This is a genomic window from Streptomyces sp. GL_148, from assembly GCF_057834205.1.
This window is the reverse complement of the sequence record NZ_JBYQMC010000002.1, coordinates 83,741-96,594: the sequence shown is the minus strand read 5'-3', so window position 1 is coordinate 96,594 and position 12,854 is coordinate 83,741. Positions and strand designations below refer to the sequence as shown.

Below are 12,854 nucleotides of genomic sequence, written 5' to 3'. Positions count from 1 at the left end.
ATGACGGATGAGGAATGGGCGGCGGTGCGCGATCAGCTGCCCGTGCCCGCATGGCTGAACGGGAAGGGCAGACAGCCTGAGGGCTACTGCCACCGGCAGATGATCGACGCGATCCGCTACCTGGTCGACAACGGCATCAAGTGGCGGGCGATGCCGGTCGATTTTCCCACCTGGGACCGGGGCTACGCCTTCTTCCGGCGCTGGCGCGACAAGGGGCTGATCACCGAGTTCCACGACCGGCTGCGCGGGAAGGTCCGCGCGAGCGAGGGCCGCGCCCCGGAGCCGGCCGCCGCGATCATCGACTCGCAGTCGGTGAAAGCAGCCGCGTCGGTGCCGGCCGCCTCACGCGGCTTCGACGGCGGCAAGAAAATCAACGGGCGTAAGCGGCACGTCATCGTGGACACGCTCGGCCTGCTGCTGATGGTGCTGGTCACGGCGGCCGACGTGACCGACCGCGATGCCGCCTGCAGCATGCTGGAAAAGCTCCGTGCCCGCTACCGGAAGATCAGCCTGGTCTGGGCCGACGGCGGCTACACCGGCCGCCTGGTCGACTGGGCGAAGGAGACACTCCGGCTCACGCTGGAGATCGTCAAACGCAGTGACGACATGAGCGGGTTCGTGGTGCTTCCGCGCAGGTGGGTGGTGGAGAGGACGCTGAGCTGGCTGATGCGCTCGCGGCGCCTGGGCCGGGACTACGAGACCCGGCCCGAAAGCAGCGAAGCCGCCGCCCTGTGGTCGATGACCATGCTCATGGGGCGCCGCCTCGCCCGCCACCGGAGCCGAAACGTCACCCGGCCACCCGCCGCGGCGTGAACACCCCAGGACGCTCCTCGGCCAGCCAGCCCCGCTCCACCAGCCGCTTAACCTTCGACCGCACCCCCTCAACCTTCGCCGGCACCCCCTCCAGACCCAGCCGCCCGGCCAACTCCCGTGCCCGCAGCCCGGACCCGCCCGCCTCCGCCTCCAGCACGCCCACCAGCCGCTGGTAGTCCGGCGCGAGCGCCTCCACCGCCAGGCCCTCCCGCCAGTGCGGCACCACCGACCCCGCCACCGGCGCCTTCGCCACAGCCGCCTCCGCCTCCGGCGGCTGTTCGGCCTCCGGCTCCGGCGCGGCCAGGGCCTCGGCCAGCTCCACGCGGGCGATGGCCCGCCGCTCCAGCACCGCCTCCGCCTCCGCAAGCTCGGCCAGCACCCGCTCCACCTCCTCGCGAAGCTCTTCGACCCGAACCTGCGCAGCCGTCTCGCGTGCTTCCAACAAGCCCATGACCGAAGCCATCGACGACCTCCGTGTCATCCCGACAAACGTGACGGCCCGACTCTTCCTCGATGCCACGGAGTGCATGCCTGACCAGCGGAAACCCACCGATCACGTCCGGAAAGACAACGGCTACTCAGATCATTACCGGGGCAGGGCCGTTGAGCTGGGACGTTACGACAGGGCTGGACAAGGATCAACTGGGCGGGCTGGTGGAACAGGTCCACCGGGCGTTGGTGGAGGATCCGGACCGGACGGTGACGCCGGGGCGGATGTGGGTGCTGGGGCTGTACAAGTCGGTGGTACTGGTGCTGTTCCTGCTGCGGCAGAACCCCGTCCAGGAGGCGGCCGCGGAGCTGTTCGGGATCTCCCAGGCCACTGTCTCCAGGCGGTGGACGACGCTACTGCCGGTGGTGGAGAAGGTCCTGGCCGGACACGTCCCGGACCCCACGGAGATCTCAGCCGGCCGCATCGTCCTGATCGACGGCACCCTGGTGACCACCTGGGACGGGGCAAGCGAGGGCACAACAATGTTCTCCGGCAAGCACAGGGACACCGGCTTCAACCTGCAGGTCGCGGCCACTTTGTCAGGGGATCTGCTCGCGGTCCCGGCGCCCGTCCCGGGCTCACGGCACGACATGCATGCCTGGCGGCAGTCCCACTTTCCCGGGACGTTCGCCAACCGGGAGGACATCGGTGACCTGGGCTACCTCGGCTCCGGGATGCTGACCGCGAGACGCAAGCCCCCAGGCCGGGAACGGCCCGCCGGAGACAAGGTCTACAACCAGAGCATCGGCAAACTCCGCGCCGCGGTCGAGCGGGCGATCGCGCACCTGAAGGACTGGAAGATCCTCGCCACCCGCTACCGCGGCGCCCTCCAAACCTTCCCCCTCATCACCAGGACCATCACCGCCCTCGCCTTCTACAAGAAGGGCTGGTGAACCCCGTGAATAGGCCTCCCGGTCTCCCGACGTATCTCGAACACGAGCCGGATCGCTCGCTCCCGCAGCTCAGCGGGGTATTTCCTCGGTGCCGGCATGACTCCAACCCTTCCAGGGTTCAGAGCCTCCAAGATCCCCGGGGCGGTTCAGACTGCCAGGGAGCCAAGGGCCTGGCCCACCTCGACACCGGCCAGGTCACCTCCTGGACCTCCTGGCATCGCTGGAGCCTGATGAGCGTCCTCGCCTACGCCCTCCTGGCCATCGGCGCCCTCCACGAGAGGCAACGGGCCAACCCCGAGACCGACGAGACTGATGCCGACAGGGCGATGGGGCCCGTCAGCCCGTGTGAACTCCTCGCCTTGCTCCGGGCCTTCGCCCTGCCCCGACCCCGCCAGGACACCGACCCCGCCCACGCCCTGCACTGGTCGCGACGGAGCCGTCCATCACCAGAATCGCGCAACAGCCTGCCACCGCCGCTGGAACGACATCACCGCACCAGCCACCACATGACCAGGAACCTCACCCGTCACGAACTACAGCTGCCGTGACGGTGAGGGAGTGTTCCGCTGATGACGGCGTACCCACGAACGCAGGGTCTCTGCATTGATCTCAAGTTCCCGGGCCGTCTGGGATATCGGCTTGTTCGTAGAGAGAGCCAGCCGGACAGCTTCCTCGCAGAACTCCGGGTTGTACGGGTTGGAACGTGCCACTTGCATTACCTCGTTTCCTTACAGATCGACCCTACTGGGTCGCTGTCCGGAAACTTCGGGGCCCCTCACCCAAAGCGCCCGGAGGCGGCCCCCAGCCTTCAACAGGCAGGGCAACTTCGTGTTGCTATCCCCGCAACCGCCCTGGCGTCGTTCCCAACCGCTGCCTCAACAAGGTTGTCAGGGTGGAGGCGTTCTCGTAGCCGACCCGGTACGCGACGGCCTCGGTCGGCAGATCAGTCGTACGTAGCAGATACGTGGCCTGTTCGATCCGGATAGCCTGTATGAACCGCAGGGGGGACACCCCTAGTACCTTGTCCACGGCCCGCTGTAGCGTCCGCTCACTCACTCCGACCGCGCGCGCTGCCTCGGCCATTCGCAGCGGTTGATCTATATGGTCCCGCACCCAGCGCTCGAATGCGCTGACGGTGGGGTCGGTACGGGCCAGGTGGCTGGGTATCGCGTACCCAGCTTGAGTGGGGCGTTCGTCGACCACCAAATAGCGGGCCGCGAGTTCCGCGAGGACGGGGCTGGCCTCCCGGACGAGGGCGAGCGCGAGGTCGAGGTGCGCCATAGCGGCGCCGGCGGTGGTGACCCCATCGGCATGGGCCAGCATGTTGTTCTCCTCTAGCTCCACCTGGGGGTAGGCATGCCGGAAGGCCGGTCCCAGCCACCAGCTGGTGGTAGCGCGGAGTCCGTCCAGCACCCCTGCCTCGGCAAGCAGAAACGTACTTGTACAGGCCGCGGCGAGTGGGATCCCGTCGGCCCGGGCCTGCCGCAGGACGGCCCGGGCGGCCGCGCGCTCGGGGGCGGCCACCCAGTCCAGCAGCGGCCCTGGCTGCTTCGGGCCGACACCAGGTACAAGGAGCAACCCGGGCGACGGCGCGTCCTCGGCGGCGACGGCCTCGATGACGTGCCCTGCGGCAGTCCGCACGGCGCCCTGTCCGACGCGAACCCGGACTACCTCCCAGCGTGGCGGTGGATGCGGCAGCTCCGTCCGTAGGTCATTGGCCATCTGAAGGATGTCCTGGACGGCCGCGAGCCCGGAGTCGAAGAGGCCGTCAATGACCAGTACCCAGATTCTCATGTCGAAAATGCTAAAGCATCCGTCGGATCCGCCTCTGCTGGCGGCGGTGGCCCGCTTCTATGGTGGTCTCACCGCAGCACACAGTACGTAACTACCCCTTAGGGAGACCAGCTATGACAATTTCCCCCATGCCCGAGGTCACCCCGCCTCGGCCTGCTCGCCCGCATCGAGGCCAAGCCGGAGCATGCCCAAGATGTCGAGGAGCTCCTCATAGGCGCTCTCGATCTGGCCCAGCAGGAGCGCGGGACCACTGAACCTTTTCAGCGGTGCCCCTCCAGGGTGAGGATGGCTTTGGTGATTGACGTGAGTTTGTTCGGGCTGGTTCGGGTTTTGCGGAGGATGCGCCAGGTCTTGATCCGGGCGATGGCTCTCTCGACGGGCCACCGGAGTCGGGAGTGTGCCCGGTTGACGGACTTCTGTTTGACGGTGAGGTCTTTGCCGGGTCGCCGGCGGTGTGGGACGGCGACGATGTCGCCGGCTCCCTGGTAGGCCTTGTCCGCCAGGACGGGGATGCCGAGGCGGATGCATGTGGCGATGATCCGGTGCCGACGGGCCGCGGTGAGATCGTGGATCCGGCCCGCGAGAGCGGGTGAGATCCAGACCAGGGCTCCGTCCGGCGCGGTGATGACCTGCATGTTTACCCCGTGGCGGCGGTGTTTGCCCGAGTAGTCGGCGCGGCCGTCACCAACCCGGTCGCACTCGGCGAGGGTCCCGTCCAGCAGGACATACCGGGCGTCCGCCGTTCTCAAAGCCGCGGTCAGGCCCGGCGCCCGGCCTGCCAGGAGCGCCACAACGCCGTGAACGTAGGCGTGGGTGGTACCCACGCTGATCCCGAAACCCGCCGCGATCTGAGTCAGGGTGTCGTTCTTCTTCAGGTACACCAGTGCGGCCAGGGCCCGCTCGGAGGGCGGCAGCTTGCACCGGCGGTCACCCTCCCGGGTGACGATCAGCATCGTCACCCACTCCACGAGGGCATGCGGAACATCGAGTACGGCACGATAGGGAACCAACAGAGCCCCCAGGCTGAAGAGTTGAGCGTCGATACCTTGCTCAACAGCCCGGGGGCTCTGCCCGTTTCACCACCACCTCGTCACCCGATCAGTGGCCAAGTTGAAAATGCTCAATGCGGCGGCGGTGACCTGCGAGAAGACCGGAGAGGTGCTGCAGGGTGCGGCTGGACACATCGATGGCGGACGGGCAGACAAGCACGAGAGCTCCTGGCGGACTGGTGATCTTGGTCGTGAACCCGTCTACCAGGAGCTTTCTTCATGCCCACCACCGGGAACCCCGATCCAACCACCCGTCAGGTTGGAAGAGGTTCACTGAAACAGGCTGAACCGATGCTGTTGGTGATCTTTCGGTGGGCAGGCTGCGGCAGAGCTTTGGGGAACGGCTTCTGGGCCGCGGGCTGCTTCGACTCCCGGACCATCCCGTGGCCCTCGGATCAGGCACTTCCACCAGGTACCCGCATCCACCTCGACGGGCGGGAACGACGAGCAACTCGCACAGGCGTGACGTTTCCTCACCCCACCGCGTTGAGCCTGGCGATGCACCGAGCCGTCCCCCGGCTCCCGCGGGTGCCGGCACCGCATTCCTCCCTCGGTCCCGGCACCCCGTCCTCCTGGGAGACACCCATTCCCCGGTCCGCCTGCACCGCGCAGCAACCTCCAAGCGCGCCCTCCGACCGGCCACAGCCGAAGAACCCACTCCCGCACATCCGCTCCAGGCGCGGCAGGGATTCCCGCTCAGCAGCCCCGGTGGATGAACCTGGAACGCAAAGAGGCCCGCCCCTGCGTGCAGATCAGGTCAGGTCAGCGCGCTGACCAAGCTCCGCCGCCGGGTCAGCGACGGCCGCCAGGAGCGACACGAGATCATCACCGACAACACCCTGATCCGCGTTGCCGTCGATCTCCTGATGCACCACGCCGCCACCCTGGCCGGTGACACCGAGAAGGAGCTGCTGGAGTCGGTGACCGCCCAGCCCCCGCTGAGCACAGCTCGCCTGGCTGTCGCCACCGCCATCGCCGCCCTGGAAGACATCGACGACCGGCCGAAGGAGGCCGTCGCCCTGCGCAACTCGCACCCTGTTGATCAGTTTCCGGGCCTTCCAGCAGCGGCCCGCCCCGTTGGCGACCTGGTACGAAGCCGGGATGCCGACCGCATAGCCGAGACCCGGCGGGCGTATGCCCCGACGCAGTTGACGGCCGCAGTACACCTCGTCGCCCGCGAACCAGCGGGCTGCGATCCCTGCGGCGAGGCCGTCGGCGGCCACGGCCCGCGCCTGCTGCGGTTTCGTCGCGAACCCGGTCCGCTCCGGCACCCCGGCGACCTCGCGGCGTTCCTCGCCCGCCGCCCAGTCCGCCGGGAGGCACAGACCCGATCGATGATCACCTCCGTGGTTGCGGTGAACCGCCACCAGGTGCACCGCCACCTGACACAGACCGGTACCACCGATCGCACCCGAGTGCTGCCTGCCGGCTCCCACACCGTTCATGGACGGCTTCGCATCCCCCGTCCTGTCCACCACCCACACCGCCTCCTGCCCGGCGAGTTCATCGACGACCAGACCGACGGTCTCCCTCCGGGCCAGGTCGTGACCGACCCGGGCCCGGGACATCAGGTGAACCGGCGCCCGTTCACGCACACGGGCGGGGTCCGCCCCTTCGGCGCCCAGGACCGGCCGGGAGGAGCGGTGTCCGAACGGAGTCCGCACTGATCCGCCCAGGCCACCACCGCCTTCTCCGCCTTCGCCCGGCGGCGATCGCCGGGTACTCACCGTCAGCCAGGCATCGACCTTCGCCTGGTCCTGGCGGTACGAATGCCGCTCGGACCGCTGCGGGGAGAACCCGTGCCGGCGCAGCCACTTGCCCACCCCCCCTGCTCCGTCATCACCACCCCCGTGAACATCCGGATCGACTCAGCGGCCAAGGGGCGGGTCCACAACGGACCGCCAGAACCGTCCTCGGGCGTGTAGTCGGCCATTGAGCATTTTCAACTTGGCCACTGATCGGGTGACGAGGTGGTGGTGAAACGGGCAGAGCCCCCGGGCTGTTGAGCAAGGTATCGACGCTCAACTCTTCAGCCTGGGGGCTCTGTTGGTTCCCTATCGTGCCGTACTCGATGTTCCGCATGCCCTCGTGGAGTGGGTGACGATGCTGATCGTCACCCGGGAGGGTGACCGCCGGTGCAAGCTGCCGCCCTCCGAGCGGGCCCTGGCCGCACTGGTGTACCTGAAGAAGAACGACACCCTGACTCAGATCGCGGCGGGTTTCGGGATCAGCGTGGGTACCACCCACGCCTACGTTCACGGCGTTGTGGCGCTCCTGGCAGGCCGGGCGCCGGGCCTGACCGCGGCTTTGAGAACGGCGGACGCCCGGTATGTCCTGCTGGACGGGACCCTCGCCGAGTGCGACCGGGTTGGTGACGGCCGCGCCGACTACTCGGGCAAACACCGCCGCCACGGGGTAAACATGCAGGTCATCACCGCGCCGGACGGAGCCCTGGTCTGGATCTCACCCGCTCTCGCGGGCCGGATCCACGATCTCACCGCGGCCCGTCGGCACCGGATCATCGCCACATGCATCCGCCTCGGCATCCCCGTCCTGGCGGACAAGGCCTACCAGGGAGCCGGCGACATCGTCGCCGTCCCACACCGCCGGCGACCCGGCAAAGACCTCACCGTCAAACAGAAGTCCGTCAACCGGGCACACTCCCGACTCCGGTGGCCCGTCGAGAGAGCCATCGCCCGGATCAAGACCTGGCGCATCCTCCGCAAAACCCGAACCAGCCCGAACAAACTCACGTCAATCACCAAAGCCATCCTCACCCTGGAGGGGCACCGCTGAAAAGGTTCATTGGTTGGTCCAGTGATGACGTCCGAGTGGTTGACACCCCGACAGGGCGATCCGGTGGATGATGGCTCATACGCGGAACATGTCGCAGCTGGGTGCCGGCCTGCCATCGTCGCGTCCACGGCGTAAGCAGCTGGGGGTACGCCCGGCCCAGGAGTTGCAGGGCCCAGCTGTCGAGAGTTCGTCCCCGATTCCGTCGCCCCGTAGAACTTGAGGTGGCCACGAACACGATGGCGCCACAATCTCGCGGTCATCGTGCGGCATGATCGCTGTGTACTGACGTAAAAAATATTAAATTCACATTCGCCACTCTCCCCCGTTTAGCGCAAATTCGGAGTCCGAATGGCGAAATTTGCACTCTGCTGGTTTAAGGTTTTTCCTCCACGCGACGCGTGTGACTAGTGTTGCTGCATGCCAAAGAGTGCGGGTGACTGATTCTATGTTCTTTCTCGGGCTTATCCTATGATGGGGTCGACGGATTCTTTGGCCGCAGCCGCGGCGGAGGCCCTATTCAGTCAAATCGCAGAGCAGCTTCCCCTTTCAGTTTGGGTCACTAACTATGACCTGGCAGTTCTTCGGCACGTCAATGGGCGTGGCATGGATTGTATGCCTTCCCTGCCGTCACCATCCGGGAAAATCAGTGATCGAGACTACTTCGATAAGCGGCAGCTTCAAAACCCTGACGTGGCCGCCCATTTCCGTGCTCGTGCGGGTGAGACTGTTTCTTGGAAAATGGCAACACGCGGTTACCTGGCCTGTGCTGTGCCGTTGCGCGACCAAAATGGTGAAGTAATCGGAGTAATTGGTACTGCGCTCGATTTTTCGGCCGCCGAACGCGAGAAGACCTATCGGAAAAGTATGGAGGATCTCTTCTACGAACTGGCGGAGCAGGCTCCTGGATTGGTCGCCATTCTGGATGAAGAGCATCATTATCTTTTCGCGAGCACGAAGTACTTGTCCACCCTAGAGCTAACCGATCGCGACGTTATCGGGCATTCAGTTGATGCTGTGATTCCCGAATCTAGGCGCTGTACAGGATTGGAGTCCGGCCCGGAAGGAAAGGGTGATGTAAGGTACTGGCTTGATTCTAACGAAGCCAGGCTGCGCAGCCAAGTATTTCCGGTGCACGGCCCAGACGGTACTTTTCTGCTCGAGGTTGCCATTTCCGAGGACGGCGGGCCGAGGCGCGAACCCGAAGCCGGGGAGTCGCCATCTCCACCTCAAGCCCCACAGGATGCCGTCGTCGGAAGAACCCCGTTTACGACTGTATTCCAGGCTTCGCGGACCCCCATGGCCGTCTGTAATCCAGAAGGTTTCCTCAAAGATGTAAACTACTCTTGGATTCAGCTACTAGGGGATGTCCCGGTTGGCGATAAAGTGAGTTTTCAGTGGGTTGCTCAAGCATCCCGCAGCTTTCTCCGCGAGGCTCTTGATGGGCTCCGAGGCCAGACTACAGTATCCTGCAAAGGTATGGTTCTAGACAGCGGGAGCGATGTCATCGTAGCCGACATTGATCTGGCTCCCCTGGAACTTGATTCCGGTTCCATTCTTTTGTCAATCACAGCACTGAAAAATCCCGAAAATGGCGCCACGGCGGCAGACATCCCCAACCTCAACGAGTTGGATGGAAAGATTATCGAGCTCCTCGCGCTCGGTGCTAGCAACGCTAAAATTTCGGATTCGCTCAGTTTGAGCCGACAAGGGCTAGATTATCGCCTTAAGCTGCTTAAAGAGCGCCTCAATGCAAATAGTCGAGGAGGTCTCGTGGCACGCGCCTACAATAGGAGAATTTTTGAGCCTGATAGGTGGCCTCCGGTACTTCGAGCTGCAACAGATGTCCATGAACAGAGAAATAGCGAAACGTCATGAAATGTCAGAAGGCGAGGTGGTACTTTCTCCTACGGGCGACTATTGGGGAGCGGGGGCGGCAAGAATGAAATTGAGAGCGGATGTTCCGCTAGTTCATAAGCTTGGAAATGGCGTTGCGGCGTGGGTATCTTCTGTGACGCTCGCCCGACGACCTTTCAGTGAAGTCTTCCAGAGTCCTTTATGGCCGCTTATTCGGCTAGATGCAGGAAAGGGGAGCATGCAAAGCCTCCCCCATTTATTCGATTGTCGGCTGTGTGGTGCCCACATTTTTCGCAGGGCTCTTCAACGCACGGCCTTTCGCTCCGATGCTTGAGGAATGTCACCCCGTCCAGGACATTTGACGGGAACAGCCCGATGAAGAGGGTGTACTCGCCCAGCTCAACGGACTCCTCCGGCAACTACTGATCTTTGACGTCGTGTTTGATGATCTGGGTATGTGCGGCATATCGGTTGTATGGGGACTCGAACTCGTAGGTCGTTGAGCCCAGTTGATCTGGAGCGGCGGCGTTTGCAGGCGGCTGATTTATTCGGACAGGGGATGCGGCAGAGCATGGTCGCGCGGGTGCCTTGGGGTGACGCCGCAGGCGGTCAGCCTGTGGCGGCGGGCCTGGGATGGGGGCGGCCGGCCGGCGCTGCTGTCCAGGGGGCCGGGTGGCAGCTCGTATCTGAGTGCGGAGCAGGAGCAGGAGCGGGAGCTGGAGGGTCTGCTGCGGGCGGGGCCGGCGGCGTACGGGTGGGAGGACCAGCGGTGGACGCTGGCCCGGATCGGGGTGGTGACCGGGGAGCGGTTCGAGGTCCGGTATGAGATCTCCGGGGTGTGGCGGCTGCTGGACCGCCTGGGCTGGTCGTGGCAGGTCCCCAGGGTGCGTGCCGTGGAGCGTGACGGGGAGGCGATTGCCGCATGGCGCACGGAAACGTGGCCGGCGGCCTCTCATCCGCGCAGGTCACAGCAGGTGGCGGGTGGGTGTGCTTCGAGGACGGGGCCGGAGCCTGGCTGAACGGGCCCACCCGCCGCACCCGGGGCAAGGCCGGGCAGACGCCGGTACTGCGGCTATCGGGGAAGCGCAACGACAAGATCAGCATGGTCGCGTGGATCTGCTTCAAGGAGGGCGCGGAGCCCCGGATGATCTATGCAGTCAAGCCGTCGGGCGGCTGCACGAAGAAGGACTTTCCCCGCTTCCTGGCCCTGCTGCACCGCCGCCTGGACGGGCCGGTCACCCCCGTCTGGGACAACTACTCCAGCCACATCAGCACCCACGTGAAACAGTACGCACAGCAACAGGACTGGCTCACGATCACCCAACTGCCCCCGGGCCCTCAAGTTGGAGCATTGAGGGGCACCGAAGAAAACGGACTGTGCTTGCGCGAGAAACTTACGCTGCGAGCTGTATCTTCTCGTATTCGCGGTGAACCTCTTGCGGGGTCTTGTACCCAAGTCCCGAGTGCAGGCGTCTACGGTTGTAGAAGACTTCTATGTACCGCACTATCGCCTTGCGTGCGTGTTCCCGGGACGGGAAGGTAGTGCGATACACGAGTTCGTTCTTCAGGGCTCCGAAAAAAGACTCGGCCATGGCGTTGTCCCAGCAGACTCCGGTCTTGCCGACCGAGGGCCGCATTTGCATCCTTTGAAGTTTCGTTCGGAACTCTTGTGAAGTGTACTGGCTTCCTCTGTCAGAGTGAAATATGCATCCATCAGCGAGCTTGATATTGCCCGCTGCCATGTCGACGGCGTCCGAGATGAGGGATGTCTTCATGTGGTTCGCCATGGACCAGCCGACAACGGCCTTGGTGTGGCAGTCAATCACCGTCGCCAGGTAGAGGAAGCCGTCCCAGGTGTGGATGTATGTGATGTCTCCCACCAGTTTCTGTCCGGGAGCGGCGGCCGTGAAGTCGCGTCCGAGGAAGTCCCGGAGTGCCGGCTGATCATTGTCTGACACGGTCGTGATCCGCCAGGGCCTTGGCTGGCAGGGGACCAGGTCCAGGTCCCGCATCAGGAGACGCACCAGCTCGGGCCCTGCCTCGACGCCCTTGCGGCCGAGGGCGGCGTGAACTCGGCGGTATCCGTAGGTGCCATCGGATTCGTCGAAGACATGACGAATGATGAGCTTCAGTTTTTCACGCCGCTCGAAAGTGGGCGAAGCCGGTCGCATTTTCCAGGAGTAGAAACCAGAGGTGGAAACGTCAAGCCAGGTGCACATGCCCGTGATCGGGAAATTGTCCTTCTCGCCGTCGATGAACTCATACTTCTCGGTCACCGATGGTCGCGGGCAAAGAAGGCTGCCGCTTTTTTTAGGAAGTCCCGTTCGGTGGTGACCTCCTGCAATTTCTTCTCCAACTCGCGGACACGCTCGTCCGCGGCGATGGAATCTGCCATCGGTTCGCCTGCGAGGTGCCGCTTCCGGTACTGGGCGACCCAACGACTCAACGAGCTCTCGGTGACACCGAACTCCTTGGCGACATCCGCGTGGGGGCGTGATTTGTCGAGTACTTCCCGCACTACTCGCTCTTTGAGTTCTGCCGAGTACGGGGTCGTGCGCTTTGCCACTTACCTATCCTTTGGTCAAGGTAAGTATCTCTTGCATGGCGGGAGTCCGCGAACTTCGGGGCACCTCACATGCCGACGTGAGATGCTCAGCAGCTCGAGGGCCTCGCCTGATGCGCTCTTGCCGCGATCATCATCCCATCAGTGGCCGCGCGAGAAAGCTCGGTAGTCCTCATGGTGGGCGTGACTCCAGGTTTGGGAGCTGTTGTAGCTCCAATAACCAGCATGCCAAGTATGCTGCCATTGGCCTGAGTGCAAGCAGCCATTGCTGTCGAAGTAGCTGCTCTGCCAGTGGCTCTCCCAGTACCCATCGTGCCAGGATCCGCGATCGTTGTGCGTGATTGCGCTGGCGGGGGCGGCAGCGAAGGCAGTGGAAGCCGCCCCGATCGCCGCGCCGCCAGCCAGCAGTACGGCAATGGCGGATGCCGCAAGAGTGCGCTTCACGTGGTGCTTCTCCATGATCTTCCGTCCTTCCACTGAGGCTGCCGCAGAGGTGCAGCGGCCGGCATACCCGATTCGTGACAGGCGCTTACCAAGACTGTCGGACAATCACATTCCGATGGATTCTCTACATATGCCCTTTATCGGACAGAGTAACGCCA

The 12,854-nt window shown here is 64.5% G+C and carries 13 protein-coding genes and 1 pseudogene; 7 read left to right on the top strand and 7 right to left on the bottom strand.

All coding sequences use genetic code 11. The features are described 5' to 3' along the window. Entirely contained in the window at positions 1–813 is an 813-nt protein-coding gene (locus AC3IYI_RS39820) for an IS5 family transposase (RefSeq protein ID WP_489411986.1), read from the top strand. On the opposite strand, the gene AC3IYI_RS39815 is transcribed toward AC3IYI_RS39820, so the two are convergent. Then, positions 788–1,264: a hypothetical protein gene (locus AC3IYI_RS39815; RefSeq protein ID WP_489412252.1), complete on the bottom strand. Its 477-nt coding sequence runs from the start codon at positions 1,262–1,264 to the stop codon at positions 788–790. The two genes, AC3IYI_RS39820 and AC3IYI_RS39815, sit on opposite strands and share 26 nt — an antisense overlap. A gap of 152 nt (positions 1,265–1,416) precedes the next feature. Here AC3IYI_RS39815 and AC3IYI_RS39810 point away from each other — a divergent pair, with 152 nt between their 5' ends. Beyond that, complete coding sequence (locus tag AC3IYI_RS39810; RefSeq protein WP_489411985.1) at positions 1,417–2,196, top strand: transposase family protein; 780 nt, start codon at positions 1,417–1,419, stop codon at positions 2,194–2,196. A gap of 230 nt (positions 2,197–2,426) precedes the next feature. Then, positions 2,427–2,744: a hypothetical protein gene (locus AC3IYI_RS39805; RefSeq protein ID WP_489411984.1), complete on the top strand. Its 318-nt coding sequence runs from the start codon at positions 2,427–2,429 to the stop codon at positions 2,742–2,744. On the opposite strand, the gene AC3IYI_RS39800 is transcribed toward AC3IYI_RS39805, so the two are convergent. From AC3IYI_RS39800 to AC3IYI_RS39785, 4 genes are all read right to left on the bottom strand, one after another. Continuing rightward, complete coding sequence (locus tag AC3IYI_RS39800) at positions 2,730–2,912, bottom strand: transposase (protein ID WP_489411983.1); 183 nt, start codon at positions 2,910–2,912, stop codon at positions 2,730–2,732. The two genes, AC3IYI_RS39805 and AC3IYI_RS39800, sit on opposite strands and share 15 nt — an antisense overlap. 118 nt (positions 2,913–3,030) lie before the next feature. Next, positions 3,031–3,990 (bottom strand): GlxA family transcriptional regulator, encoded by a 960-nt coding sequence (locus AC3IYI_RS39795; protein WP_489411982.1) that lies wholly within the window; start codon positions 3,988–3,990, stop codon positions 3,031–3,033. A gap of 260 nt (positions 3,991–4,250) precedes the next feature. After that, on the bottom strand, positions 4,251–5,000 hold the full coding sequence (locus AC3IYI_RS39790) for a transposase (RefSeq protein WP_489411980.1): 750 nt from the start codon (positions 4,998–5,000) through the stop codon (positions 4,251–4,253). Positions 5,001–5,791: 791 nt separating this feature from the next. Then, entirely contained in the window at positions 5,792–6,862 is a 1,071-nt protein-coding gene (locus AC3IYI_RS39785; RefSeq protein ID WP_489411981.1) for a transposase, read from the bottom strand. Positions 6,863–7,085: 223 nt separating this feature from the next. On the opposite strand from AC3IYI_RS39785, the gene AC3IYI_RS39780 reads away from it, so the two are divergent. From AC3IYI_RS39780 to AC3IYI_RS39765, 4 genes and pseudogenes are all read left to right on the top strand, one after another. Next, entirely contained in the window at positions 7,086–7,835 is a 750-nt protein-coding gene (locus AC3IYI_RS39780) for a transposase (protein ID WP_489411980.1), read from the top strand. 612 nt (positions 7,836–8,447) lie between these two features. After that, positions 8,448–9,710, top strand: coding sequence for a PAS domain-containing protein (locus AC3IYI_RS39775; RefSeq protein WP_489411979.1), 1,263 nt, complete (start codon positions 8,448–8,450; stop codon positions 9,708–9,710). Positions 9,711–10,282: 572 nt separating this feature from the next. Further along, positions 10,283–10,708 (top strand): transposase, encoded by a 426-nt coding sequence (locus AC3IYI_RS39770; RefSeq protein ID WP_489411978.1) that lies wholly within the window; start codon positions 10,283–10,285, stop codon positions 10,706–10,708. After that, positions 10,612–10,962 (top strand): annotated as a pseudogene (locus AC3IYI_RS39765) (hypothetical protein); the annotation flags it as partial. The gene AC3IYI_RS39770 and the pseudogene AC3IYI_RS39765, both read left to right, overlap by 97 nt. A gap of 121 nt (positions 10,963–11,083) precedes the next feature. Here AC3IYI_RS39765 and AC3IYI_RS39760 read toward each other — a convergent pair. Both AC3IYI_RS39760 and AC3IYI_RS39755 read right to left on the bottom strand, forming a co-directional pair. Beyond that, positions 11,084–12,255 (bottom strand): IS3 family transposase gene (locus AC3IYI_RS39760; RefSeq protein WP_489408176.1). Its coding sequence is split into 2 segments (ribosomal slippage): positions 11,084–12,003 and positions 12,003–12,255, totalling 1,173 coding nucleotides; the frame shifts between segments, so codons are not numbered across the junction. Between the two features lie 138 nt (positions 12,256–12,393). Beyond that, positions 12,394–12,711 (bottom strand): hypothetical protein, encoded by a 318-nt coding sequence (locus AC3IYI_RS39755; protein ID WP_489411977.1) that lies wholly within the window; start codon positions 12,709–12,711, stop codon positions 12,394–12,396. Between the last annotated feature and the right edge of the window lie 143 nt (positions 12,712–12,854).

Bases quoted from the DNA above. Each gene is read 5' to 3' on its own strand.
- AC3IYI_RS39800 (WP_489411983.1), bottom strand. From the start codon at position 2,912: ATGCAAGTGGCACGTTCCAACCCGTACAACCCGGAGTTCTGCGAGGAA.
- AC3IYI_RS39755 (WP_489411977.1), bottom strand. From the start codon at position 12,711: ATGGAGAAGCACCACGTGAAGCGCACTCTTGCGGCATCCGCCATTGCC.
- AC3IYI_RS39820 (WP_489411986.1), top strand. From the start codon at position 1: ATGACGGATGAGGAATGGGCGGCGGTGCGCGATCAGCTGCCCGTGCCC.
- AC3IYI_RS39775 (WP_489411979.1), top strand. From the start codon at position 8,448: ATGCCTTCCCTGCCGTCACCATCCGGGAAAATCAGTGATCGAGACTAC.
- AC3IYI_RS39815 (WP_489412252.1), bottom strand. From the start codon at position 1,264: ATGGGCTTGTTGGAAGCACGCGAGACGGCTGCGCAGGTTCGGGTCGAA.
- AC3IYI_RS39805 (WP_489411984.1), top strand. From the start codon at position 2,427: ATGAGCGTCCTCGCCTACGCCCTCCTGGCCATCGGCGCCCTCCACGAG.
- AC3IYI_RS39795 (WP_489411982.1), bottom strand. From the start codon at position 3,990: ATGAGAATCTGGGTACTGGTCATTGACGGCCTCTTCGACTCCGGGCTC.